Source organism: Nocardiopsis sp. iso_237 (genome assembly GCF_056173345.1).
In genome coordinates this window covers 4,715,967-4,740,966 of sequence record NZ_CM149669.1, presented here as the reverse complement: position 1 = coordinate 4,740,966, position 25,000 = coordinate 4,715,967, and the positions used below count along the sequence as shown (strand labels likewise).

The 25,000-nt window shown below is 71.8% G+C and carries 19 protein-coding genes; 11 read left to right on the top strand and 8 right to left on the bottom strand.

Annotation, left to right across the window (positions count from 1 at the left end):
• The first annotated feature begins 371 nt into the window (after window positions 1–371).
• The 6 genes from AC0VYM_RS21515 to AC0VYM_RS21490 all read left to right on the top strand — a co-directional run bounded on the left by AC0VYM_RS21515 (window position 372) and on the right by AC0VYM_RS21490 (window position 7,428).
• Window positions 372–2,861, top strand: coding sequence for a DNA translocase FtsK (locus AC0VYM_RS21515; protein ID WP_475454940.1), 2,490 nt, complete (start codon window positions 372–374; stop codon window positions 2,859–2,861).
• 133 nt (window positions 2,862–2,994) lie between these two features.
• Window positions 2,995–4,137, top strand: coding sequence for a helix-turn-helix domain-containing protein (locus tag AC0VYM_RS21510; protein ID WP_475454938.1), 1,143 nt, complete (start codon window positions 2,995–2,997; stop codon window positions 4,135–4,137).
• 195 nt (window positions 4,138–4,332) lie between these two features.
• A complete protein-coding gene (gene rimO / locus AC0VYM_RS21505; protein WP_475454936.1) occupies window positions 4,333–5,766 on the top strand; it encodes a 30S ribosomal protein S12 methylthiotransferase RimO in 1,434 nt (477 codons plus the stop codon).
• Window positions 5,763–6,374 (top strand): CDP-diacylglycerol--glycerol-3-phosphate 3-phosphatidyltransferase, encoded by a 612-nt coding sequence (gene pgsA / locus AC0VYM_RS21500; RefSeq protein WP_475454934.1) that lies wholly within the window; start codon window positions 5,763–5,765, stop codon window positions 6,372–6,374. The genes rimO and pgsA overlap by 4 nt, the downstream gene beginning before the upstream one ends.
• Window positions 6,375–6,378: 4 nt before the next feature.
• On the top strand, window positions 6,379–6,912 hold the full coding sequence (locus AC0VYM_RS21495; RefSeq protein ID WP_475454932.1) for a CinA family protein: 534 nt from the start codon (window positions 6,379–6,381) through the stop codon (window positions 6,910–6,912).
• 159 nt (window positions 6,913–7,071) lie between these two features.
• Window positions 7,072–7,428: a helix-turn-helix domain-containing protein gene (locus AC0VYM_RS21490; protein WP_378737065.1), complete on the top strand. Its 357-nt coding sequence runs from the start codon at window positions 7,072–7,074 to the stop codon at window positions 7,426–7,428.
• Between the two features lie 118 nt (window positions 7,429–7,546).
• Here AC0VYM_RS21490 and AC0VYM_RS21485 read toward each other — a convergent pair whose 3' ends face one another.
• The 5 genes from AC0VYM_RS21485 to AC0VYM_RS21465 all read right to left on the bottom strand — a co-directional run bounded on the left by AC0VYM_RS21485 (window position 7,547) and on the right by AC0VYM_RS21465 (window position 13,132).
• A complete protein-coding gene (locus tag AC0VYM_RS21485; protein WP_026129576.1) occupies window positions 7,547–8,011 on the bottom strand; it encodes an RrF2 family transcriptional regulator in 465 nt (154 codons plus the stop codon).
• Between the two features lie 244 nt (window positions 8,012–8,255).
• A complete protein-coding gene (locus AC0VYM_RS21480; RefSeq protein WP_475454929.1) occupies window positions 8,256–9,725 on the bottom strand; it encodes a glycoside hydrolase family 3 protein in 1,470 nt (489 codons plus the stop codon).
• A gap of 90 nt (window positions 9,726–9,815) precedes the next feature.
• On the bottom strand, window positions 9,816–10,787 hold the full coding sequence (locus AC0VYM_RS21475; RefSeq protein ID WP_475454927.1) for a carbohydrate ABC transporter permease: 972 nt from the start codon (window positions 10,785–10,787) through the stop codon (window positions 9,816–9,818).
• Window positions 10,784–11,764 (bottom strand): carbohydrate ABC transporter permease, encoded by a 981-nt coding sequence (locus AC0VYM_RS21470; protein WP_475454925.1) that lies wholly within the window; start codon window positions 11,762–11,764, stop codon window positions 10,784–10,786. The genes AC0VYM_RS21475 and AC0VYM_RS21470 overlap by 4 nt, the downstream gene beginning before the upstream one ends.
• 90 nt (window positions 11,765–11,854) lie before the next feature.
• Complete coding sequence (locus AC0VYM_RS21465; protein WP_475454923.1) at window positions 11,855–13,132, bottom strand: extracellular solute-binding protein; 1,278 nt, start codon at window positions 13,130–13,132, stop codon at window positions 11,855–11,857.
• Window positions 13,133–13,391: 259 nt separating this feature from the next.
• Between AC0VYM_RS21465 and AC0VYM_RS21460 the strand changes: the two genes are divergently transcribed.
• On the top strand, window positions 13,392–14,606 hold the full coding sequence (locus AC0VYM_RS21460; RefSeq protein WP_475454921.1) for an ROK family transcriptional regulator: 1,215 nt from the start codon (window positions 13,392–13,394) through the stop codon (window positions 14,604–14,606).
• A 76-nt stretch (window positions 14,607–14,682) separates the two neighbouring features.
• Here the strand turns inward: AC0VYM_RS21460 and AC0VYM_RS21455 are convergent, their stop codons facing one another.
• From AC0VYM_RS21455 to AC0VYM_RS21445, 3 genes are all read right to left on the bottom strand, one after another.
• Window positions 14,683–16,332 carry a serine/threonine-protein kinase gene (locus AC0VYM_RS21455; RefSeq protein WP_475454920.1) on the bottom strand — a complete coding sequence of 550 codons (1,650 nt, stop codon included), beginning with the start codon at window positions 16,330–16,332 and terminating at the stop codon, window positions 14,683–14,685.
• Between the two features lie 70 nt (window positions 16,333–16,402).
• Complete coding sequence (locus AC0VYM_RS21450) at window positions 16,403–16,882, bottom strand: GNAT family N-acetyltransferase (RefSeq protein WP_475463157.1); 480 nt, start codon at window positions 16,880–16,882, stop codon at window positions 16,403–16,405.
• Between the two features lie 111 nt (window positions 16,883–16,993).
• The gene (locus AC0VYM_RS21445) at window positions 16,994–21,556 is read right to left on the bottom strand and encodes an ATP-dependent helicase (RefSeq protein WP_475454918.1); all 4,563 of its coding nucleotides are present in this window, start codon (window positions 21,554–21,556) and stop codon (window positions 16,994–16,996) included.
• 121 nt (window positions 21,557–21,677) lie between these two features.
• On the opposite strand from AC0VYM_RS21445, the gene AC0VYM_RS21440 reads away from it, so the two are divergent.
• The 4 genes from AC0VYM_RS21440 (at window position 21,678) to AC0VYM_RS21425 (ending at window position 24,922) form a co-directional block, all read left to right on the top strand.
• Entirely contained in the window at window positions 21,678–21,872 is a 195-nt protein-coding gene (locus AC0VYM_RS21440; RefSeq protein WP_378737050.1) for a DUF3046 domain-containing protein, read from the top strand.
• 181 nt (window positions 21,873–22,053) lie between these two features.
• Complete coding sequence (gene recA, locus AC0VYM_RS21435) at window positions 22,054–23,175, top strand: recombinase RecA (RefSeq protein WP_475454916.1); 1,122 nt, start codon at window positions 22,054–22,056, stop codon at window positions 23,173–23,175.
• A complete protein-coding gene (locus AC0VYM_RS21430; RefSeq protein WP_475454914.1) occupies window positions 23,168–23,761 on the top strand; it encodes a regulatory protein RecX in 594 nt (197 codons plus the stop codon). Before recA ends, AC0VYM_RS21430 begins: the two co-directional genes overlap by 8 nt.
• 531 nt (window positions 23,762–24,292) lie before the next feature.
• Entirely contained in the window at window positions 24,293–24,922 is a 630-nt protein-coding gene (locus AC0VYM_RS21425; protein WP_475454912.1) for a class I SAM-dependent methyltransferase, read from the top strand.
• The last annotated feature ends 78 nt before the right edge of the window (window positions 24,923–25,000 follow it).

Here is a 25,000-nt window from a genome sequence, read left to right as displayed (position 1 = left end):
CAGGGACACGGCCCGGGAACGTACGCGTTCCCGGGCCATATTTTCTTGGGCCTCCGCTTCGCTTCGGCCCGTGTTCGGGCGCCCGGAAGGCCAGGGATTCTTCATCCTCGTCTACGCCTGGCTCGTTCCTCGCTGGCGGCTTGACTCGTCTTGCTGAACCCTGGCGGCGCCCGAACGCAAGCACCCCCCCTGGTAGCCAAGGCCCCAGGCGGGACACGATTGGGGCTGGGGCGGAGCGGAAGTGTGGAAAGCCGGGACACGCCGTGCCCCCTGGATGCTTCGGGCTGGACGGCTTAGTAGGCTTCCCGCCGTGCCGGGTCGCTGTGCCCGCACCTCGGAATCGACCCCGTCCCCGGTGGAGGTGACCCCCGATGGCCACGCGTGCCTCCTCAGGTGGTGCTGGGCGCAAGAAGCCCGCCGCGCGCAAACCCGCGGCGAAGAAGCGCATGCCCGACGGGCCCATCGCCTACGTGGTCACCCTCTTCGGCCAGTTCCTCCTGGTGATGTGGAAGCTCGTCGCGCACACCGTGGGCGGGGCGGCCCGGGCGGTCGGCCGCAGTGCCCGCGGCCTCGACCCCGACCTGCGGCGCGACGGCGCCGGGTTGATCCTGCTGGCCCTGGGCATCCTGGTCGCCGCAGCGGTGTGGTGGCAGAGCGAGGGCCCCCTCCTGGAGGCCACCCGCTTCGTGGTGGTCGGCGGCGTCGGCACCTTCTCCCCGATCCTGCCGCTGCTCTTCCTGCCCATCGCGGTCAAGCTGATGCGCACCCCGAGCACCAGCAAGGAGGGTGACGCAGGACGGCTGTTCATCGGGGTCACCTCGATCATGCTCGGCCTGCTCGGGCTCATCCACATCGCCCACGGCATCCCGCAGCCCGCGGACGGCATCGAGGGGCTCCAGGAGGCGGGCGGTGTCGTCGGCTTCGTCGCCTCCGGCCCGCTCAGCGCCGTGGTCACCCCCTGGCTCACCGGCCTGCTGCTGGCCCTGATCCTGATCTTCGGCATCCTCGTGGTGACCGCCACCCCCATCCGCCGCATCCCGGACCGCCTCCAGACTCTGTTCGGCGCCCTCATGGAGCGCGACACCGGACCCGACTCCGGGATCGGCCTCCTCGGCGCGGACCCGGAGAAGCCCGCCAAGCCGCGCAAGCGCAGGCCGAAGGCGCGGACCTCCGAGGCCGAGACCGTCGCGGGGGACCACGAGCGCCCCTACGACAGCCCGGTCCTGCCCAGCGAACCCGAGTCGGGGTCGATCGCCCCCGCCCTCACCGACGAGGAGGAGGCGGAGGCCGCGGCGGCGAAGAAGCCCGCCCGCAAGAAGGCCAAGGCCCCGGTCCCCGACCCCACGCCGGCTCCGGTCACCACCGAGCAGCTCTCCATCCCCTCCCGTGTGGTCGAGGGCGACTACGAGCTGCCCGCGCCGACCATGCTCAAGCCGGGCACGCCGGTCAAGCCCCGCACACAGGCCAACGACGACGTCGTCGCGGCCCTGAGCGGGGTCATGGAGCAGTTCAAGATCGACGCCGAGGTCACCGGGTTCACCCGGGGACCGACGGTCACCCGGTACGAGATCGAGCTCGGCCCCGCGGTGAAGGTCGAGAAGGTCACCGCGCTCTCCAAGAACATCTCGCTCGCGGTCAAGAGCGCCGACGTGCGCATCCAGTCGCCCATCCCCGGCAAGTCCGCGATCGGGGTGGAGATCCCCAACACGGACAAGGACATAGTGAGTCTGGGCGACGTCCTGCGCTCCCCGGCGGCCACCTCGGACGACCACCCCATGCTGGTGGGCCTGGGCAAGGACGTCGAGGGCAGCAACGTCGTGGCCAACCTCGCCAAGATGCCGCACGTGCTGGTCGCCGGTGCCACCGGCGCCGGTAAGTCCACCTGCATCAACGGGCTCATCACCTCGTTGATGATGCGCGCCACCCCCGACGAGGTCCGCATGATCCTGGTCGACCCCAAGCGGGTCGAGCTGACCATGTACGAGGGCATCCCCCACCTGATCACGCCCATCATCACCAACCCGAAGAAGGCCGCCGAGGCCCTCCAGTGGGTGGTGGGGGAGATGGACCGGCGCTACGACGACCTCGCCGCCTCCGGGTACCGGCACGTCGACGACTTCAACGCCGCCGTGCGCACCGGGGAGCTCACGGCCCCGCTGGGCAGCGAACGCGTCTACGAGCCCTACCCCTACCTCCTGGTGATCGTCGACGAGCTGGCCGACCTCATGATGGTCGCCCCCCGCGACGTCGAGGACGCGGTCGTGCGCATCACCCAGCTGGCCCGTGCCGCGGGCATCCACCTGGTCCTGGCCACCCAGCGCCCCAGCGTCGACGTGGTCACCGGCCTGATCAAGGCCAACGTCCCCTCCCGGCTGGCCTTCGCGACCTCCAGCCTCGCCGACAGCCGCGTCATCCTCGACCAGCCCGGCGCGGAGAAGCTGGTCGGCAAGGGTGACTCGCTCTTCCTCCCGATGGGCGCGGGCAAGCCCATCCGCCTCCAGAACGCGTGGGTGGGGGAGAAGGAGATCCGGGGGATCGTCGACCACTGCAAGAAGCAGTCCGAGCCCAGCTACCGCGAGGACGTCGCGGTCGTCGACACCAAGAAGAAGGAGATCGACGAGGACATCGGCGACGACATGGACCTGCTGCTCCAGGCGGTCGAGCTGGTCGTCACCACCCAGTTCGGGTCCACGTCGATGCTTCAGCGCAAGCTCAGGGTCGGGTTCGCCAAGGCGGGCCGCCTGATGGACCTCATGGAGAGCCGCGACGTCGTCGGCCCCAGTGAGGGCTCCAAGGCACGCGACGTCCTCGTGCAGCCCGACGAACTCGCCGCCGTACTCACCGACATTCGGGGCGGATGAGACCGACACCACGTCCGTGACGCCCGATTTGGCGCGATCTTGAGCCCTTCATGGGGCGTGGTGACCTGCGTTGTCCGTGTCCTAGTAGCAGAGTGGGTAAACGTAGGCACAGACAGTCGCGGGGGGAGTGCGCATGGCGACGATCGGCCAGACCCTGTCCGCCGCACGGATCGCGGCGGGTTGCTCCTTGGAGAACCTGAGCACACGTACACGCATCCGTATGCAGGTCCTGAGAGGGATCGAGAACGAGGACTTCGTCCCCTGCGGAGGGGACTTCTACGCCCGCGGGCACATCCGGAGGATCTGCAAGCTCTTCGGGTTGGACCCCGCACCGTTGCTGGAGGAGTTCGACAGGGACCACGCCTCGCCTGAGAAGGCCACCTTCATCCCCCCACCCCGGCACCCGTCCGCGAAGCCGAAGGCGGCCAGGGTCGCCGCGGCCCAGGGCGGACGGGCCCACACCAGGACCACCGACGAACACGAGACGCCCCAGGGCGTACCCCGCAGCTTCGGGGACGAGGGAGCCGACCCGGAGCAGCGGGCCGAGAACTGGGGCCACTTCGAACGCAACCAGCGGCTGGCCCGGCCGCCGCAGCGCAACAGACCCCGGGGGGCCCAGTCGGCCGGGGCCAACGCCGGGGCCAACAGAGAGGCCGCCGTGCCGGGACCGCGTCGGCCCGGTCGGCACAGCAGACCGGAGAGCCCGCCGCCGGGCGCCCGGCCGGGCGCGGCCCGAGCCGCCGCGCCCCGCAGCGGGGTCAGCGGCACCAGCACCCGCCGCGCGGAGGCGTTCCGGCGGCACTGGCCCTGGGCCGTGGTCGGACTCATCCTGATCGCCGCCGTGTTCGTGGGCGTACGCACCTGGCAGGGCTGGGACGAGGGCAACCCCGTCCGGACCGCCTTCGAGTATGCGCGGGCGGGCGGCGAGCAGGGTTCCGACTCGGTGATGCTCCCGGAGGACGCGGCGGTGCCCGTCGAGCGCGCCGAGGCCGTGGAGGAGGACGCCGCCGAGGCGGAGCCGGTCGAGTTCACCGTCTCCTTCACCGCCAGCGACCGCAGCTGGATCGAGGTCAGTGAGGCCGACGGCGAGGCGATCTACACCGGGTTCCTCCTGGAGGGCGAGACCCAGGACTACACCACCAGGACGCCGCTGAAACTGTGGGTCGGCAACGCGGGCTCGATCGACGTGGCCGTTGACGGCGAGGACCACGGCCCCAGCGGCGAGATCGGAGAGGTCCGGGAGGTCACCATCGGGGCCGAGGGTCTGGAGGACTGACGGGCTCCCACGGCGCGGCACGGCACCACGTGCGACGAGGCCGGGGTACGGGCGGGTAGGTCATCCACGGTAGTGTGGGGGGCTGCGGGCGGCGACCATCGACGCCTTCGTGCGACAGCACGACCCGACCGGTACCCCGGCCTTCGGCCGCGCCGCGCCCGCTGCACCCGTAGCTCTCCCACACGCTTGGAAGCCATGTCATCGCGCCGTACTGTCTCACTCGTCACCCTGGGGTGTGCGCGTAACGAGGTCGACTCCGAAGAGCTCGCCGGACGCCTTGCCGCTGGCGGCTGGGACCTCGTCGACGACGACACCAAGGCCGACGTGACCGTCGTCAACACCTGCGGGTTCATCGACGCCGCCAAACAGGACTCCATCGAGACCCTTCTGGAGGCGGCCGAGGGCGGCGGAAAGGTCATCGCCGCCGGCTGCATGGCCGAGCGCTACGGCTCCGAGCTGGCCGACGCCCTCCCCGAGGCCAACGTCATCGGGTTCGACGACTACGCCACCATCACCGACCGTCTCGACGACGTCGTCGCCGGCCGCAAGCTGGCCCCGCACGATCCGCGCGACCGCCGGACCCTGCTGCCGATCAGCCCGGCCGAGCGCGACGCCTCCCAGGTCCACGTGCCCGGGCACGCCGCTTTCACCGACTCCGAGGGCGCCGAGGGCACCGAGCTGCCCTACCGTGCGGCCACCCCGCGCCGCCGCCTGACCGGCGGCCCCGTCGCCAACCTCAAGATCGCCTCCGGCTGTGACAGACGGTGCACCTTCTGCGCCATCCCCGCCTTCCGGGGCGCCTACATCTCCCGGCAGCCCGACGAGATCGTCCGCGAGGCCGAGTGGCTGGCCAGCGAGGGCGTGCGCGAGGTCTTCCTCGTCAGCGAGAACTCCACGTCCTACGGCAAGGACCTGGGCGACGTGCGCGCGCTCGAGAAGCTGCTGCCGCGCCTGGCCGCCGTCGAGGGCCTGGAGCGGGTCCGGGTGAGCTACCTCCAGCCCGCCGAGGTCCGCCCCGGGCTGGTGGACGTGCTCACCGACACCCCCGGCGTGGTGCCCTACTTCGACCTCTCCTTCCAGCACGCCAGCGGCCCGCTGCTGCGCCGCATGCGCCGTTTCGGTGACCGCGAGCGTTTCCTGGAGCTGCTGGAGACCGCCCGCAAGGGCGCCCCGGAGGCCGGTGCGCGCTCCAACTTCATCGTCGGCTTCCCCGGCGAGACGGAGGAGGAGTTCCAGGAGCTGGTGGCCTTCCTCAGCGAGGCCCGCCTGGACGCCATCGGCGTGTTCGGCTACTCCGACGAGGACGGCACCGAGGCCCTGACCCACGAGGGCAAGGTGTCCGAGGAGGTCGTCCAGGAGCGCGTGGACACCCTCAACCGCCTGGCCGAGGAGCTCATGGTCCAGCGGGCCGAGGAGCGGATCGGCACCGAGGTGACCGTCCTGGTGGAGACCGTCCTGGAGGACGGCGCCTACGAGGGCCGCGCCGAGCACCAGGCGCCCGAGGTCGACGGCAGCACCATCCTGTACGGCGAGGGCCTGGCCGTCGGTGACCTCGTGCGCGCCACCGTCATCCAGTCGATGGGGGCCGACCTCGTCGCTGAGCAGGACGGGGAAGCCGCCGACAGATGAGCACCAACGACCCCGCGGCCTCGTCCGCCCCCCAAGCTCCACTGTGGAACATCGCGAACATCCTCACGATGAGCCGCCTGGTCATGGTGCCGGTCTTCGTCTGGTTCATGTTCCTGGACGGGCTCGGCTGGCAGCTCGCCGCGTTCTCCGTCTTCGTGATCGCCGCCATCACGGACCGGGTGGACGGTGAGCTGGCCCGCCGCCGGAACCTGGTCACCGACTTCGGCAAGATCGCCGATCCCATCGCGGACAAGGCGCTGACCGGAGCCGCGCTGATCGTGCTCTCCGTCCAGGGCGACCTGTGGTGGTGGGTCACCATCGCGATCCTGCTCCGCGAGTGGGGGATCACCGCCCTGCGCTTCGCGGTGCTGCGCTACGGCGTCATGCCCGCCAGCAGCGGAGGCAAGCTCAAGACCGTCCTCCAGATCGTGGCGATCAGCATCTACCTGTTCCCGCTGGGGCTGCTGCCCTTCACCGGCGTGTTCACCTGGATCGCGCACGGGGTCATGGCGGCCGCCCTGGCCGTCACCCTCTGGACCGGCCTGACCTACGTGGCCGACGCCGTCCGCCTCGTCCGTGCCAAGGGCGCCGACGGCGGGAAGCAGTAGGGCCGTGGGCCAGGCGGGGGACACCCGGATCGGGGGAGAGGCGCTGGAGGCCGCGCAGGCCGCCCACCGCGCCCTCCTGGAGGTCGGGGCCACCGCCGCCACCGCCGAGTCCCTCACCGGCGGGCTCATCGGCGCCCACCTGACCGCCGTCCCCGGTGCCTCCGCCACCTACCGGGGCGGGGCCGTCACCTACGCCACGGACACCAAGTCCTCCGTCCTGGGCGTCCCCGAGGCGCTGCTGGCCGAGCACGGCGCCGTCCACCCCGACGTCGCCGCCCACATGGCGCGCGGGGCGCGCCGACTCACCGGAGCCGACTTCGGGGTCGCGGTCACGGGCGTGGCCGGGCCCGAACCGCAGGACGGACAGCCCGTCGGCACCGTCTACGCGGCGGTCGCGGGACCGGACTCACACACCCGGGTCGTCCGGTTCAGTTTCACCGGGGATCGTTCGGGTATCCGCCTTGACACGGTCACGGGTGCGCTGAGGCTCCTGGGGGCCGCCGTTCGCGGGGACGTGACGGGAAACACCCGGGCCTGATCCCTCCGGCTGGTCCACCTCCCCCCGGGGTGGGGGAACAAAACCACCCCCGGGTGCGGTTCCCCCTCCAGCGAACAGGACGGCAAGAGGTGCCCGAATCGGGCGTGGGGCAGGTACGGTGTTGTATATGAAGGTCGTTACCGGTGGGAGGGAGCGCGAATGATGGTCCTGCTTCGTCACCTACTTGGTGACGTGCTCAGGCGGCTGCGTCAGCGCCAGGGTCGCACCCTCCGCGAGGTGTCGGCCGATGCACGGGTCTCCCTCGGATACCTGTCCGAGGTCGAACGGGGACAGAAGGAAGCATCTTCCGAATTGCTCTCCTCGATCTGTGGGGCCCTCGGGGTCCCGCTCTCGCAGGTCCTCAGGGAGGTCTCCGACCAGCTGGCACTGGCCGAGCTCCAGGAGGCCGCACTGCTGGGCGACGCGGTCACGACCGACCCCGTTCCCGCGCAGGACCTCGGCATCGCGCCCGTTCCGGACCGTGTTCCCCAGGTCGCAGACATGGCCGGTGTGTGACACCCGGCCCCACCCGCACACGTCAGCGTGGACCGTACGAGTCCTCACTCAGGAAGCCGGTCACCCCTCGGGGTGACCGGCTTCCGGTGTTCTGGGCGGAGCCCCGGCGGGGCGTCCGTCAACGGTGGGTGTGGTTGACCCAGGACTCGGGGTCCTCTGCCAGCACACGCACCTGTTCGGGGAGTTCGTTGGTGACCAGGTGCTGGAGGTTGACCCCCTCCAGGATGGAGCGCTCGCTGGCGCGCAGGGCGATCCACACCTGTTGCAGGCTGCGGGCGGCCCCGTCGTAGTCGACGTGCTCGGGGCGTTCCCCGCGCACGTTGGCGAGCGGTCCGTCGACCGCTCGGATGATGTCGGCGAGGGAGATCTCCGCCGCTGGTCGGGCCAGCCAGTAACCACCGACGGGACCCCGTTGGCTGCGTACCAGACCGGCACGGCGTAGCTGGGTGAGGATGTTCTCTAGGAATTTTCCGGGGATGGCCTGCGCGCGTGCGAGCTGCTCGGCCGTCACCGGACCGTCGCTGGCGACAGCGAGCTCTGCGGCCGCGCGAAGCGCGTAGTCGACCCGGGCTGAAAGGCGCATGCTGTGATTATGCCGTGGTTAGAAGGGCGAATGGGGCACCGGGCGCCGACGAGTGTTGCCAGCGGCCGGGATGCTACACGCCAAGGGTACTTCTCCTACCGACTTTCGGGGACATGGGCGGCGTGCGCCCTCGTGTCGGAACCGGAGAACACCCTCGGCCCGGTCCCTGGTGGAGTGGTGGGGACCGGGCCGAGGCGGAGCGTACGGGGTGGGTACGCCCTGGGAGGGGTCGAGGGCGGGTGGCCTACCGTGCGGCCTCCAGCGCGCCCGTGGCGCCCAGGAGCTCCGCGGCGCTGAGTCCGTTGACGTGCGCGGCGCCGTAGGTGCTCACGTAGGCCCCGCAGGCGGGGCGCCAGATGGGCAGGCCCATCTCGACCACCACGGCCTTCGGGTAGGCGCTGAGCAGGGCGTTCACGAACGCCTGGGCGGTCGGGTACCGGTGCGCGTCGCGCACCACGACGACAAGGTCGCGGCCGGAGGCGGCGGCCAGCACGGCGGCGGGCTCGTCGGTCTCGGGGGAGACCCGCACGGTGTCGCTGAACCAGGGGCCCAGACCCCACGGCACGTCACCGACGGCCACCCCGGCGGGGGCGTCCACCTCGATCACGTACGGGTTCTCCAGCGGCGGGAGGTCCCCGTCCACGCGGACGGCGCGGCGGGCCCCGGTGAGGCCGACCTGCTCGGAGTCCTCCGTGGCGGAGCCGCCCTCGGCGGAGTCCTTGATCCACTGACGCAGCCGGGCGTTGCGGTCGGCCGCCTCCTCCAGGCGCTCCCCGGCCAGGCGGCCCTCACGGACGGCCTCGACCAGCGCCGTGCGGACCTGGGCGACCTGGTCCGCGTAGACGAACCGGCCCAGGCACAGCAGGTCGCACCCGGCCGCCACCGCGAGCACGCTGGCCTCGGGGATGCCGATCTCGCCGCTGACCCCGCGCATGTCCATGGCGTCGCTCACCACGACCCCGTCGAACCCGAGCTCGCCGCGCAGCAGGTCGTTGAGCACGGCCTGGTTGAGCGTGGCCGGGCCGTCGCCGCCGCCCAGACCGGGCAGCTCGATGTGCGCGGTCAGGATGGAGCGGACCCCGGCGTCGATGGCGGCCCGGAACGGCAGCAGCTCACGGCGGTGCAGCAGCTCGGCGTCGGCCTCGACACGGGGCAGGGTGTGGTGCGAGTCCTGGGAGGTGGCGCCGTGGCCGGGGAAGTGCTTGGCGCACGCGGCCACCCCGGCCTCCTGGAGACCGCGAACGGAGGCGGCGGCGTGGCGGGCGACCAGCTCGGGGTCGGCCCCGAAGGAACGGGTGCCGATCACCGGGTTGTCGTCCGCGACGTTGACGTCCACCGACGGGGCCAGGTCCAGGTTGAAGCCCAGACCGGAGAGCTGGTGGCCGAGCGCGCGCAGGGTGGCCCGGGTGAGTTCGGGGTCGTCCACCGCGCCCAGGGCGGCGTTGCCGGGGTAGTCACTGCCCCGGGCCTGGCCGATGCGGGTGACGTCGCCGCCCTCCTCGTCCAGGGAGATCAGCGGGGTGTCCGTGGCCTCGCACAGGCTCGCGTTGAGCGCGGTGACCTGCTCGGGGCTCTCCAGGTTGTTGTGGAAGAGACAGACGCCGGAGATCCCGTCCGCCAGCCCGTCCAAGATCCATCGGGGGGCCTGGAGGGACTCGAAGGGCACCAGCAGCGTGGCGTTGGCCAGACGCTCCAGTGTCGGGTCGTGCGGCATGACGAACTCCGTTCGGTGAGCAAGGGTGCCCAGGGGAGGGCAGACGCGTGGCGGGGATGAGGTGGTGTGGCGGCCGGTGGTGGCGGGCGGTCAGCCCTTGACGGCCCCCATGGTCAGGCCGGAGACCATGCGGCGCTGGACGAAGAGGAAGAAGAGCATCACCGGGATGGTCAGCAGGGTCGAGGCGGCCATGATCGGACCCCACTCCGTGCCGAAGCGGCCGAAGTAGTAGGAGAGGGTCAGCGGCAGCGTGTAGTTGTCCGTGCTCCGGCCCAGGAAGGTCAGGGCGACGATGAACTCGTTCCACGCCGTGATGAACGCGAAGATGCTGGCCGCCACCAGACCAGGGGCGACGAGCGGCATCAGGATGCGCCAGAAGATGGTCCAGCCGCTGGCACCGTCGATGGCCGCGGCCTCCTCCAGCTCCTTGGGGACGGCGGCGACGAAGCCGCGGAGCATCAGGATGGTGATCGGCAGCGACACGGCGGTGTAGACGATCAGCAGACCGGAGAGGTTGCCGAGTAGCTGCACCCCGGTGGCCTCCGAGAGCGACCGGAAGTTGATGAAGATCGAGATGATCATCGCTTCCATCGGCACCATCTGGATGACGATGAGCAGCATGATGAAGGCCGAGCGGAGCTTGAACCGGAACCTGGCGACGGCGACCGCCGCCAGCAGGGAGAACAGGGCTCCCATGGCCACGGCGCCGAGGGTGACCAGGAGGCTGTTGGCGAGGAAGGTCCCGAAGTTCACCCCCGGGATCAGCTGGCCGTTGATCACCCGGTCGAAGTGTTCGAGCGTGGGCGCCTGGGGGAACAGCCGCTGGTCCCGGGTGAAGATCTCCCCGGTCGGCTTGAAGGCCGTCGAGACCATCCAGTAGACGGGGAAGACCGAGAACAGGAAGACGGCGATCCCGGCCAGGTACAGGGGGAGTTCGCGCAGGCGGCGGAGCGGGCTGCGGCGGTGGACGCGTCGCGGGGTCCCGGTGCCGCCGGAACCACCCGACGCGGAGCCGCGGGCGGCGGCGGTCGAGGTTCGGGCGGTCTTGTCGACGGCGGTCATCGGGTCTCCCCCTGGCGGATCATGATGCGCAGGTAGTACGCGGTGACGGCGAGGATCATGACGGTCATGACCACCGCGATGGCGGAACCCATGCCGTAGTTGGCCGGGCTGGCGCTGAACCCCTGCTGGTAGATGTAGTAGGAGAGCAGGTAGACGTCCTTGTTCTGGAAGCTGTTCGCCAGGATGTACAGCTGGGTGAACACGCGCAGGTCCCAGATGATCTGGAGGACCAGCAGGAGCGCGAACAGCGGCCGCAGCATCGGGAAGGTGACGTTCCAGAACGACTTCCAGGCGTTGGCGCCGTCCATCCGGGCCGCCTCGTAGAGCTCGGACGGGATGCTCTTGAGTCCGGCGAGCACCGACACCGCGACGAACGGGAACGACTGCCAGACGATCACCATGACGAGGATGCTGAACAGCGACAGCGGTTCGAGGAACCAGTTGTACTGGAGCCATCCGTCACCGACGAGCCAGTCCGGCAGGCGGTCGAGGACGACGTTGACGAGGCCGCGCTCGGGCAGGAACAGCCACCGGAAGACCAGGGAGGCGCTCAGGGCCGGGGTCGACCAGGCCAGCATCATGCCGATGGCCACGAAGGTGGAGAACCACTTGGGCAGCTTGTGCAGCAGGATGCCGATCAGCGTCCCGAGCACCATGGTGATGCCGACCATGAGGACGCAGACGACGACCGTGTTGCGCAGGATCGACCAGAACGCGGGGTCGGTGAGCAGGCTCTGGTAGTGAGCGAAGTTGTTCCACTCCGGACCCGGCTGGTTGGGCATCAGGTTGCGGGTGGTGAAACTCGTGAACGAGTACCAGACCATCTGGACGATCGGCCAGAGCAGGACGACCGCCAGCAGGATCACCGACGGGATGATGAGCAGGTACGGGATCGGCTTGGGCCGCCTGGTTCGGGCGGGGGCCTGACCTACGGCGCCGTCCGGTTCGGCTGACGCTTTGTCGACGGTTCTCGGCATGGGCTTCTCAATCAGGGCGGGTTCGACCGGAAGGGGCGGGCGCGGGGTCCGCGCCCGCCCCTCACGGCTGTGCTCAGAAGGGACGGGCTCTTACTCGACCGGCTCGTTGAGGATGGTGGTCAGCTGCTCGTTGGCGCCTTCCATGACCTCTTCGGGGTCGCCGCCCCGCACGATGTCGAGCACGGCGCCGGGCAGGATCTTGTTGTCCAGGTCGGCGGCGTTCCAGCGCGGGGTGCTGGGGAAGAAGCGCGTGTTCTGCATGCTCGTGGCCGCGGCGGCGCGGGCGGGGTCGTTCTGGTACTCGTCCGCCTGGAGCAGCTCCGGGTAGGCCGGGAAGAAGCCCGCGACGTCGGCGTAGGCCTTGCCGCCCTCCTGGTCGCCCAGGATGCCGAGCAGGTCGAAGGCCTGGTCCGGGTACTCGGTGAGGCCGAAGACGGTCAGGGCCGAACCGCCGGCGAAGACCGGGGCCATACCCTCCGAGCCGGGGATCGGGGCGGAGGCGATGTTCTCCAGGACCTCCGGGTCCTCGGCCTGCTCCTCGATGGAGCCCAGGGCCCAGTTGCCGTCGATGTACATGCCGAGCTGGCTGTTGGCGATGTCGGCCAGCGCGACCAGCTCGGTCTCACCGACGTAGCTCTGCGGGGAGACGCCGTCCTCGGTGAGTCCGGCGTAGAACTCGACGGCCTCGACGGTCTCGGGGTCGGTGAGCCGACCGGTCCACTCCTCGCCGTCCTGGACGGCGATCTCGCTGCCGTTGCCCCAGATGAAGCTGGCGATACCGTTGGTGAAGTCGGTGGGCGCGGCGAAACCGGGGACGCCGTACTCCTCCTCGATCGCCTCGGAGACCTCGATCAGCTCGTCCCAGGTCGCGGGCGGCTCGTGGCCGATCTCCTGGAGCCAGTCGGCGCGGTAGTAGAGGGTGCGCACGCCGGAGAACCACGGGACGCCGTACTGGACGCCGTTGTAGGTGCCGTACTCCAGGGCCTCCTGGTCCATGTCGGCGGCGGGGGCCCACTCGCTGACGTGGTCACCGATGTCGAGCAGCGCGCCCTGGGACGCCCAGCTGGAGACCTGGTCGTTGCCGACCTCCAGGACGTCGGGAGCGTCACCGCCCGCGATGGCGTTGGTGATCGACTCCTGGGCGTCGCCCCACGGGATGAACTCGACGTTGACGGCGGTGTCCGGGTACTGCTCCTGGAAGCGGCTCTCCGCGTCGTCGAAGTACGCGACCAGGTTGTCCTGGGAGGTGCCCATGACCCACACGGTCAGGGAATCAGGAGTCTCGCCGGAAGAACTGTCGTCGCCACCGCCGCAGGCGGCCGCGAGCATCACCACGGCCGAGGCCAGAGCGATCTTGGGGAACCTCATGTGAACGTATCTCCCTTCGCACGTCACGCCGGGGCTCGGCGCCTGTGCTCGAAACGACCTGGGATCATGAACGGACCCGGGCGCCTCGACGTCTCTTATGGGGGTGTGCTGGGACAGCACTGGTTGTGACCGCCCCGCCGGCGCGGGTACCGGTGGCCCGAATACAGCCTCGGACCTGCCGGGACGTGACCTCCTGTGAGGTTGTCAGCTAAATTAACAGGAAACTTTCCTAATAAAAACAGGGTGAGGTGTCACGGTTATGTCTCAACGTCCGGGGACTCCCCGGCTGCTGCGCCAGCTCAACGATCGCGCGGCACTGGAACTCCTCTTGTCCGGCGGTCCGCTCACCAGGACCCAACTCGGCACGAGGACGGGCCTGTCCAAGGTGACGGCGTCCCAGCTCCTCTCCCGTCTGGAGGAACGCGACCTCGTCCGGGTCGTCGGCAGCCAGGCGGGGGGCAGGGGACCCAACGCGGCCCTCTACGCGGTCGTCCCGGAGAGCGCCTACGTGGCCGCGCTCGACGTCAGCGCGGGGCGGGTCACGGCCACCATCGCGGACATCACCGGCCGGGTCATCAGCGAGGTGACGGTCGACCCCAGCGCCTCCGACGACCCCGTCGCCCTGGTGCACACCGCCGTGATGCGCCTGGCCGAGACCGCCGAGGTCCCGCTGGACAAGGTCCGCGCCTGCGTGATCGGCACCCCCGGGGTGGTCGATCCGCGCACCGGTGACATCCGGTTCTCCTTCGACCTCATGTCCTGGCACGAGGGCGTCCTGGAGGCCCTGCGCAGCGACCTCAAGCGCTCGGTCATGCTGGAGAACGACGTCAACCTGGCCGCCCTGGCCGAGTACTCCGAGGGCGCGGCCGAGGGCGCGGACGAGTTCGTGCTCATCTGGCTCAGCGCGGCGGGCGGCGTCGGCATGTCCACGATGATCGACGGCCGTATCCTCCGGGGCCGCTCCGGCGGCGCGGGGGAGATCGGCTACCTGCCGGTGCCCGGTGCCCCGATGCCGGTCGACGTCGGCCTGTCCGGGAGCTACGACTCCCACCTGCAGGAGGGCAACCGGGACCTCCCGCACGGTTTCCAGGCGTTGGTCAAGGCCAAGCAGGTGGTCCAGCTCGCCGCCGAGCACGGCATCCCCGGCGACGACGTCACCGAGGTCGTGGCCACCGCCTCCGCCGGTGACAGCCCCGAGAGCGACGCCTTCCTCGACGCCTTCGCCGACCGCCTCGCCCGGGGCGTGGCGGCGGTCAGCGTCATCGTCGACCCGGGTCTGGTGGTCCTGGGCGGCGACGTCGCCAAGGCGGGCGGCCCCAAGCTCGCGGAGCGGGTCCAGGCGGCCACAGCGCGGATAGCACCCAACGTCACCGAGGTGGCCATGGGCACCGTCGAGGGCAGTCCGGTGGTGCGGGGCGCCCTGCTGCACGCCCTGGAACGCGCCCGGGACGAGGTCTTCTCCTCCACGGTCTGAAACCCCCGTCCCCCACCGCCTCCGCGCCCCGGCACCCTCACCCGCCGGGGCGCGCGGCCGTGGCCTTACGGCGGGGTCAGTCCCCGCCGGTGTCGGGGCCGAAGGAGTCGAGGACGGCCTGGAACTCGTCCTGGTGCGCGTCACGGAGGTCGGCCGGGAAGTTGAAGCTGATCCGGTAGGAGATCCCCCGGGCCTCGTCGGTGATCTCCCGTGTGAACATCCACCGCTCCGGGGACTCGCGCTCCTCGTGGCGGAACAGCACCTCGTAGACGGCGCTCTGGAGGCGGCCCTCCAGCTGCTCGGTCTCCAGCCGCTGCTGCCGGACGTCGCTGAATTCCTCGTCCTCCTGGAGCAGCTGCTCCATCCGCACCATGGCGCCCTCGGCGTCGCGGACCAGGAAGTCGTACTCGGTGGCGACGACCGTGACGGACCCGTCCCCGTCACCGGTGACCAGGTCGTACGAGGACAGCCGGGTGGCCGACTCGCCGCCGCCCTGGAGGTCCCCGTCGCGTACCGTCCAGTCCTCCGGCATGACCAGCCCCACCACGCCGTCGCTCAGGCGGACGTGCCCCTCGGGCGCGTCGTCGTCGGAGAGGGTCTCGGGGAGGGCGTCGGACGATCCCTCGGAGTCGGAGGGGGCACCGCTCGGCTCCGGAACCGGCCCCTCCTCGGTGAGCTGGGCCTCCGCCTCGCTCCAGTCCCCGTCGGCCAGCAGGCCGGGGAGGGTGAGCCCGCCCACCACCAGCAGGGCCGCGAGCGCGGCGGCGCCGATCCACAGCGGGACGCGGGAACGCCGGGGCCGGGACGCCGCAGCCGCGGGCGGCGGTACCGGGAACGCCTGAGCCGCCGAGGCGGCGGGAACGGGTGAGTCGAGCAGTTCCAGCGCCCGTTCCGGGAGCAGGCGCCGCCGGGGGTCGCGCACCAGCAGCCCGGCGACCACGGCGGCCACCGGCCCACGGGCGGGCACCGGGGGGACGGGCTGGGTGAGCACCGCCGTGAGGGTCCCTGTGAGCGTGTCCCGCTTGAACGGGGACTCCCCGGCCAGCGCCGCGAACAGGGTGGCGCCCAGGCTCCACAGGTCCGAGACCGCGCTCGTCTCGTCGTCCTCCAACCGCTCGGGAGCCGCGTAGGCGGCCGTGCCGAGGATGGTCCCGGTCCCGGTGAGCGCGGTGCCCTCGTGGTCGGGCAGGTTGGCGATCCCGAAGTCGGTCAGGACCGGTCGGGCGCCGTCCTCGCTCAGCATGATGTTGGCGGGCTTGACGTCGCGGTGGATCACCCCGGCCCGGTGGGCGGCCCACAGTGCGCCCAGCAGCGGACGTGCGATCCGCTCCACCTCGGCTTCGGACAGGGGCCCGGTACGCCGGAGCCGGTCCCGCAGCGACTCACCGTCCAGCAGCTCCATGACGATGAACGTGACGCCGCCCTCGTCCAGGACGTCGTGCACGGTCACCACCGAGGGGTGGGAGACCCGCGCCGCCGCCTGCGCCTCGCGCACCATCCGGGCCCGGGCGCGTTCGCGCTCACGCGGCGGCATGTCGTGGGGGAGGTGGACCTCCTTGACCGCGACCTCCCGGTTCAGCCCGGTGTCGTGGGCCCGCCACACCGTCCCCATGGCCCCGCTGCCCAGTTCACCGAGGAACGTGTAACGCCCGACCGACCCGCGCGGGGAGGCCTGGCTGAGGTCGGCGGTCGGGCCCGAGGGGTCGGAGGGATCGGTGGGGTGCATACCCCCATACTCTCAACACCGCGAAGCGGGACGAAAGCGAAGGCCGGGATTCGGGGCGGACCGCCCACCGTCAACCGCGCCCGAGCGGCCGCACCATCGCGATCCTGGGCCGGACGAGGATCCCCGCCTCCGCCTCGACCTCCCACTGCCGCTCCAGCTCGTGACCCCACCGTTCCCGCGGCAGCTCCTCGAAGCCCCGGCGCTCGTACCAGGGGCCGTTCCAGGGAAGGTCCCGGAAGGTGGTGAGGGTGACCCGGTCGTGCCCGTCCTCCTCGGCGCGGGAGCTGACGGCCTCCAGCAGCGCCCCGCCGATCCCGCGCCGCCCGTGCTCCGGGTGGACGGCGAGCTGTTCGAGGTGGACGGCGCCGTCCAGGGTGATCGTGGCGGCCAGACCGCACACGCCCCGGTCCGTGACGGCCACGAGGACCCGCTCCACGTGGTCGAGCATCTCCCGGGGGTCGTCCGGCGGGAGTTCCAGTCCGGCCTCGGCGAAGAGCGTGTCCGCGGCAAGGGACACCTCCACCAGCGCGTCGGCGTCCTCCGGCTCCATGGGACGGATCACGAGTGACAAGGCCACCTCCTGTGTACGAGTGCGTGCGGTCGAGGTGATCCTCGCGCACCACGGCGCGGCTCGGCCAGTGGTTTCACGGCCGCGCCGCGCTCAGCGGCGCAGGCGCAGCCCCTTCGGGGTGACGTGGAACCCGGCCGAGACCAGCGCGGTGTCCACGGGGGTCCCGAACACCTCCGCGCCGTCCGCGCGCTCCACCGTCAGCGACTCCACCTCGCCCGAGGCCACCAGCCCGGCCACCGCGCGCGCGGCCCGCTCCAGCAGCGCCGGGGTGGAGCCGAAGGTCAGCACCGACCGCCCTCCCCGGCCCACGAACAGGGTCAGGCGCCCGCCGTCCAGCACCACCAGCGCGCCCGCGACCCGCCCCGGACGGTGGGACGCCTCCACGCCCGCCGCGCCCGCGGGCCAGGACAGCGCCGCGCCGAACGGGTTGGCCGGATCCGTGGCGGCCAGCACCACGGGCGGAGTCGGGCCGCCGGGCTCCTCACCGGACAGCGCCCTCAGCCGGTCCACCGCCCCGGGCAGCGCGAACTGCGCCCCGCCCAACCCCTCCACGAAGTAGCCCCGGCGGACCCGCCCCGACTCCTCCATGGACCGCAGCACCCGGTACTCGTCCGACGAGATGCCCCGCCCCTGCTGCCCCTTGAGCAGGATCCCGTCGCGTTCGAGCCGTGCCTCCACCCGCGCCAGCGTGCGCCGGGTCGGGTCCGGATCGGGCACCGGCAGGGCCGACCAGCGGCCCGCCGCCGTGGGCGGACCGGACCGCGTGGGCATCACCGGGCGGCGCCGGGCGCGGGACGAGCCCCGGCGCGTGACGGGCCCCGCCCCGAGCACGGCGCGCAGCGGGGCCAGGGTGTCGTTGGTGACGCACCCCGCCCACACCAGCCGCCACACGGCCGCCACCAGGTCCGCGTCGGAGACCACCGCCCCGCCCAGGGCGCGGGCGACGCGGTCGGACACGTCCCGGAAGAACAGGGCACCGCCCTCCCGCAGCACCCCCAGGACGGTCTCGGCCAGGGAACCCTCCTCCGGCGGGACCGGATCGGGCAACAGCAGCGGAGCCTCGTCCGCCGGGGCCAGCGCCAGCCAGCCGTCCTCACCCGGCAGGGCCCCGGTCCCCGCCCACACGACCTCACCGGCCTGGGTGAGCGCGTCCAGGGACACGGGGGAGTAGCCCTCCACCCGGGCGGGCAGCACCGTCGACTCCAACGAGGAGGCGACCAGAGCGGTCCCGCGCAACGACTCCACCGCCTCGAACACCGCGTCGGGGCCGCGCAGCCGCGCGTCCGGGACGGCCCGCTGCCACAGCGGCACGAACCGGGCCAGCGCCCGGGGTTCGACCGGCTCGACCTCCCTGCGCAGCCGGGCGACCGAGCCGCGCCGCAGACGGCGCAGCACGTCGTCGTCGCACCACTCGGTACCGCTGCCGCCGGGCCGGAACCCGCCCCTGACCACCCGTCCGCGCCCCGCCAGCTCCCGCAGGGCACCCTCCACCGCGTCACGCCCCAGTCCCAGCCGCCGGGCCGCCTCCGCCGAGGTGAACGGCGCGTGCGTGCGCGCGTACCGCGACACCAGGTCGACCAGCGGCTCCTCCACCGGCTCCAGGAACACCTCCGGCACACCGGACGGGGGCTCCGCGCCCAGGGCGTCACGCAGCCGGGCCGTGTCCTCCACCGCGCACCACCGCTCGGCCCCGGCCACCCGCATCCGGACTACGCGGCCCGAACCCTCCAGCCCGGCCAGCCACTCCCGTCGCACACCCCGCTCGGCCGCCTCGGCGGTGGTCAGCGGACCCACCTCCCGCAGCAGGTCGGCGGCGCCCTCCAGGTCCCGCACCGGGGCGGCGGTCCGCTGCAACAGGGCGTCAGTGTGCTCCACCACCTCCGGGTCCAGCAGCTCCCGCAGGTCGGCGCTGCCCAACAGGTCCGCCAACAGCGACGGGTCCAGGGTGAGCGCCTGCGCGCGCAGCTCGGCGGCGGGGGCGTCCCCCTCGTACAGGAACGCCGCTGTGTACTCCATCAGCAGCGACCGGGCGAACGGCGAGGCCTGCGGGGTCTCCACCTCCACCACCCGCACCCGCCGCGCCCGCACGTCGGTGAGCACCTCGGCCAGCGCGGGCACGTCGAACACGTCCCGCAGGCACTCGCGCACCGTCTCCAACACGATCGGGAACGACCCGTACCGGCCCGCCACCGACAACAGGTGCTGGGCCCGCAACCGCTGCTGCCACAGCGGCATCCGCCGGTCCGGGCGCTGGCGGGGCAACAGCAGCGCCCGCGCCGCGCACTCACGGAACCGGGACGCGAACAGCGCCGACCCGGTGAGCTCGTCGGTGACCACGGCCTCCACGGTCTCGGGGTCCAACGACACCAGGTCGGTCAGCTCTCCCGCACGCAGGAGGCCGCCCGCCTCCACGTCCGGCAGCCGCAGCACGATCCCGTCGTCACCGTGCACCACCTGCGCGTCCGTCCCGAACCGCTCCCGTGCCCGACCGGCGATCGCCAGCGCCCACGGGGCGTGCACCCGGGCCCCCAGCGGCGAGTGCACCACCGCCCGCCAGTCGCCCACCTGGTCACGGAAGCGCTCGATCACCACCGTGCGGTCGTCGGGCACGCTCCCGGTCGCCTCCCGCTGGTCGGCCACGTACTCCACGAGGTTGTCCGCGGCCCAGTCGTCCAGCCCCGCGTCCGAGGCCAGCTCACGACCGGCCACCTGGTCGCGGTCGGCCAGCTCGCGGGTCATCGCGCCCACCGCCCGGCCCAGCTCCGCCGGACGGCCCAGGGCGTCCGCCTTCCAGAACGGCATCCGGCCCGGCCTGCCAGGGGCGGGGGAGACCATCACGCGGTCGGCGGTGATCGCCTCGATCCGCCACGAGGTCGAACCCAGCACGAACACGTCGCCCACCCGCGACTCGTACACCATCTCCTCGTCCAGCTCACCGACACGGGTCGGCGCCCTGCTCGACGACTCCGAGGCCAGGTGCACGCCGTACATGCCCCGGTCCGGGATGGTGCCGCCGCTGATCACCGCCAGCCGCTGGGCGCCGGGCCGGGCCCGCAGCACGTCCTCCTCGCGGTCCCACACCAGACGCGGTCGCAGCTCGGCGAACTCGTCCGAGGGGTAGCGGCCCGACAACATGTCCAGCACCGACTCCAGGACCGCGTTGCTCAGGCGGGCGAAGGGCGCCGCCCGGCGCACCAGCGCCGCCAGCCCGGACACCGTCCATTCGTCCATCGCCACCATCGCCACGACCTGCTGTGACAGCACGTCCAGGGGATCGCTGGGCATCTCCAGCCGTTCGATCCCGCCCGCGCGCATGCGCTCGGTCACCACGGTGGTCGCCAGCAGGTCGCCCCGGTACTGCGGCAGGAACACCCCGTGCGAGGTCTCACCCACCTGGTGCCCCGCGCGGCCGACCCGCTGGAGGCCGCTGGCCACCGACGGGGGAGCGGCCACCTGGACCACCAGGTCCACCGCGCCCATGTCCACCCCGAGTTCGAGGCTGGAGGTGGCCACCACGCACCGCAGCCGCCCCGCCTTGAGGTCGTCCTCGATGAGCTCCCGTTCGGCCTTGGACACGGACCCGTGGTGGGCGCGCGCGATCACCGGAGCGCCGCCCCGGCTCTGCTCGGACTGGCCGGTGACCTGGGCGGCGACCTCCTCGCCGGGCAGGCCGCCGTCGACGCGTTCGGCGTGGAGGTCGTTGAGCCGGGCGCACAGCTTCTCGGCGGTGCGGCGGCCGTTGGTGAACACGATGGTGGAGCGGTTGGCCTCGACCAGGTCCAGGACCCGGCGCTCCATGTGCGGCCACACCGAACCGCGGCTCATGGTGTTGCCCGCGCGCGGGTCCGGGGGAAGCCCCTCGGCGGTGGCGGGCGGGCTCCCGGGTTCGTCGAGGTCGGGGACGGACGCCTCCACCCGAAGGTCCATGCGCGGGGTGTCCGGCGGGGCCACGATCACGGCGCCCGCCTCGGCGGCACCCCCGCCGGTGCCGGTCAGGTAGGCGGCGACGGTCTCACGCGGGCGCACGGTGGCGGACAGGCCGATCCGCTGCGCCGGGCGGTCCAGCAGGGCGGACAGGCGTTCCAGACTCAGTGCCAGGTGGGCGCCGCGCTTGGTCCCGGCCAGGGCGTGCACCTCGTCCACGATGACGGTCTCCACCCCCGCCAGACCCTCGCGGGCCCGGGAGGTCAGGACCAGGAAGAGGGACTCGGGCGTGGTGATGAGGACGTCCGGCGGGTGGGTGGCCATCCGACGCCGCTCCTGGGCGGGGGTGTCGCCGGTGCGCACCCCCACGGTGACCGGGGACAGGGCCTCCCCGCCGCGCTCGGCGGCGGCCGCGATTCCGGCCAGCGGCTGGCGGAGGTTGCGCTCCACGTCCACGGCCAGCGCCTTGAGGGGCGACACGTACAGGACCCGGCAGCGCTTCGACCGGTCCGTCGGCACCGGGGCGTGGGTGAGCCGGTCCAGGGACCACAGGAAGGCCGACAGCGTCTTGCCCGACCCGGTCGGCGCCACCACCAGCGTGTCCCGGCCGGAGGCGATCGTCCGCCAGGCCTCGGTCTGGGCGGCCGTGGGACCGTTCGGGAAGGCCCCTTCGAACCAGGCCCGGGTCGCCGCTCCGAAGGGTGCCAGGGGGTCGGTCGCTCCGCTCATCGCACCAGTCTGCCCAAGGGGTCCGACAGATCGTCGGAGGACACCCGGGCGCGCGGACCGGGTGGAATCCGTCCTGTGGACGAGTCCCCGCGGCTCCCTCCGGTCACTCATACTGGGGCCGATGAGACTCACTGTTTTCTGGCACAACATGCACGCCCAGTTCGGCGAGGCCTACGCGGACAGCCTGGCCAAGGACTACGTCATCGAGAAGCTCGGTTCCCGCACGGTCAACCAGGCGCTGGCCGACGGGATCTCGGCCAAGGAGGTGTGGCGGGCCGTGTGTGACGCGTTCGACCTTCCCGCCTCCGTCCGCTGACCCGGCCTTCGCCAAGCCCGCGTAAAAACCCGGACGCCAGGGGTTCGTGCCGGATTTCGAACATGAGTTCGGGTAGTCTGGGTTCTCGACGGGCGGACGCCGAGCGTCGCGATTGTCGTACCGACCGCGTAGCGTCATGCGCATCATGAAGAAAAAGGCATCAACCCAACAGGGGAATCCCGTGGCATCTGGAGACCGAGACAAGGCTCTCGAAACAGCGCTCGCGCAGATCGAGCGGCAGTTCGGCAAGGGCTCCGTCATGCGCTTGGGGGACGACGACCGTCCGCCGATCGAGGCGATCCCCACCGGCGCCATCGCGCTGGACGTCGCCCTGGGTATCGGCGGCCTGCCCAAGGGCCGGGTCGTCGAGGTCTACGGCCCCGAGTCCAGCGGTAAGACCACCGTCGCCCTGCACGCGGTGGCCAGCGCCCAGAAGATGGGCGGCATCGCCGCCTTCGTCGACGCCGAGCACGCGCTCGACCCCGAGTACGCCAAGAAGATCGGCGTCGACACCGACAACCTCCTCCTCTCCCAGCCGGACACCGGTGAGCAGGCGCTGGAGATCGTCGACATGCTCATCCGCTCCGGCGCCGTCTCGATCATCGTGATCGACTCCGTGGCGGCCCTGGTGCCCCGCGCCGAGATCGAGGGCGAGATGGGCGACAGCCACGTCGGCCTCCAGGCCCGGCTCATGTCCCAGGCGCTGCGCAAGATCGCCGGTGCCCTGCACTCCACCGGCACCACCGCGATCTTCATCAACCAGCTCCGCGAGAAGGTCGGCGTCATGTTCGGCTCGCCGGAGACCACCACCGGTGGCAAGGCGCTGAAGTTCTACGCCTCGGTCCGCCTGGACGTGCGCCGCATCGAGACGCTCAAGGACGGCACCGACGCGGTCGGCAACCGCACCCGCGTCAAGGTCGTCAAGAACAAGGTCGCGCCGCCCTTCAAGCAGGCCGAGTTCGACATCCTCTACGGTGTCGGCGTCTCCCGCGAGGGCAGCCTCATCGACCTGGGCGTGGAGCACGCCATCGTGCGCAAGTCCGGCGCCTGGTACACCTACGACGGCACCCAGCTCGGGCAGGGCAAGGAGAACGCCCGCAACTTCCTGCGCGAGAACGTGGACGTGGCCAAGGAGATCGAGAAGAAGATCAAGGAGAAGCTGGGCATCCCCGGTCAGGGTGACGACAGCGCCTCCGGCCCCGCCGAGCCCAAGGCCGCCGACCCGGTCAAGGCCGAGGAGCCCAAGGCCCCCGCCAAGCGGGCCGCCGCCAAGACCACCAAGGCCGCCGCCCCGGATGCGTGAGGGGCGCCGGTCACCTGACCGCACCGGACCGGCCGAAGCCGATCCGGTGAGCGCCGACGAGGAGGCCGCTCCGGGTGGGCAGCCCGGAGCGGACCTCGAGAACAAGGCCAGGAACCTGGTCCTGAGGATGCTCACCCACTCCCCGCGCACCCGCGCCCAGCTGGAACGCTCCCTGCACCGCAGGGAGTACCCGGACGAGGTGGTGGAGCAGGTCCTCAACGGCCTCGACGAGGCCGGGCTGATCGACGACGCCGCCTTCGCCCAGGCCTGGGTCTCCTCCCGGCAGCACGGCAGACACCTGTCCCGCCGCGCCCTGACCCAGGAGCTGCGCACCCGGGGCGTGGAGGAGGAGACCGTCCGCGAGGCGGTCTCCGAGGTCAGCGACGAGGACGAGCAGGAGGCGGCCCGCGCCCTGGCCCGCAAGAGCCTGCGCGGAAGCCGCAGCAAGGACAAGGAGGCCCGGATCCGCCGCGCCCTGGGCGTCCTGGGCCGCAAGGGATACCCGGGAGGCCTGTCCTACCGCATCGTCCGCGAGGAGATGGAGCAGGAAGGCCTGGAGGCCGACCTGGACCACCCCGACTTCTAGCCTCCCGCCGCCCGGTTCGGGACGGTCGGCCCGAGTGGCGGGGCGAGCAGAGCGCCGGGAGCCTCGTGTTCCCCGCGCGCCTCGACCAACGGTGAACACGGTGCCGGAGCACGCGTGACGGTCATGTCGCCCCTGCGCGGATGGGTGACTCCGGGCGTGATTCGACCAGGTCGTTGGCTCCGCGTGTGTTCTGGACGGGCTGTTCGGGGCGAGGAGCCGGGCTGCCTTGAGTCATGCCTTCGGAGCCGATCCGATCACCCGTGGACACCACGGAGCCGGGGAGCGCCGGTCCGGGACCACCTCGACGATGCGCGTGTACGTGCGACCGGGTGAGATCCGGCCGGACGGGTGATCACGCGGTGCCGGGTCCGCTCTCGGGTCGCGCTGGTCCGCGCGGTGCGAGTGGAGGGACACCGGAGGACCGGGGCCTGGTCCGGAGCGGATTTCGGGTGCCGTGAGCCTTCGCGGGCGTTGGCCGGTTCGACCGCCCAGGCGACGCGGGGATCCGTGCGGATGCTAGCTTCCCTTCCCATGACGGAGCACCAGGACCAGACCAGGGCGGCCTATGACGGGGTCGTCGAGTTGTACGCGTCGATGTTCGCCGGTCGGCTGGAGACACAACCGTTCTCGCGGAACATGATCGGCACCTTCGCCGAGCTGGTGCGCGGGACGGGGAACCCACGCGCGGCCGACGTCGGCTGCGGCCCCGGACATCTGACGGCCATGCTGCACGACCTGGGGCTGGACGCCTTCGGCCTGGACCTCTCCCCGGCCATGGTCGAGCACGCACGGCGGGCGCACCCGTCCCTGCGGTTCGACGAGGCGCGGATGGAGGTCCTGCCGGTCGAGGACGGCGCGCTCGGCGGCGTGCTGGCCCACTACTCGATGATCCACACCCCGCCCGAGGAGCTGCCCGCGCTGCTGGCCGAGCAGGCGCGCGTACTGGCGCCCGGGGGTCTGCTGCTGGTCTCGTTCTTCGGCACGGACGGCCCGGAGACGATCCGCTTCGACCACAAGGTGGCGCCCGCCCACAGCTGGCCCGCGGATCGATTCGCCGAACTGCTGGCCGACGCCGGGTTCACCGTGTTCGCGCGGCTGCTCCACGATCCGGCCTCCGAACGGGGCTTCCTCGACGCCCACCTCCTCGCCCGCCTCGGTTAGACGGACCGTGCCCGGTTCCGGAGGGCGGGGTTCAGGAAGGTCCGTTCCCGCTCATCGAACAGGGCCCGGTCGGCGCCC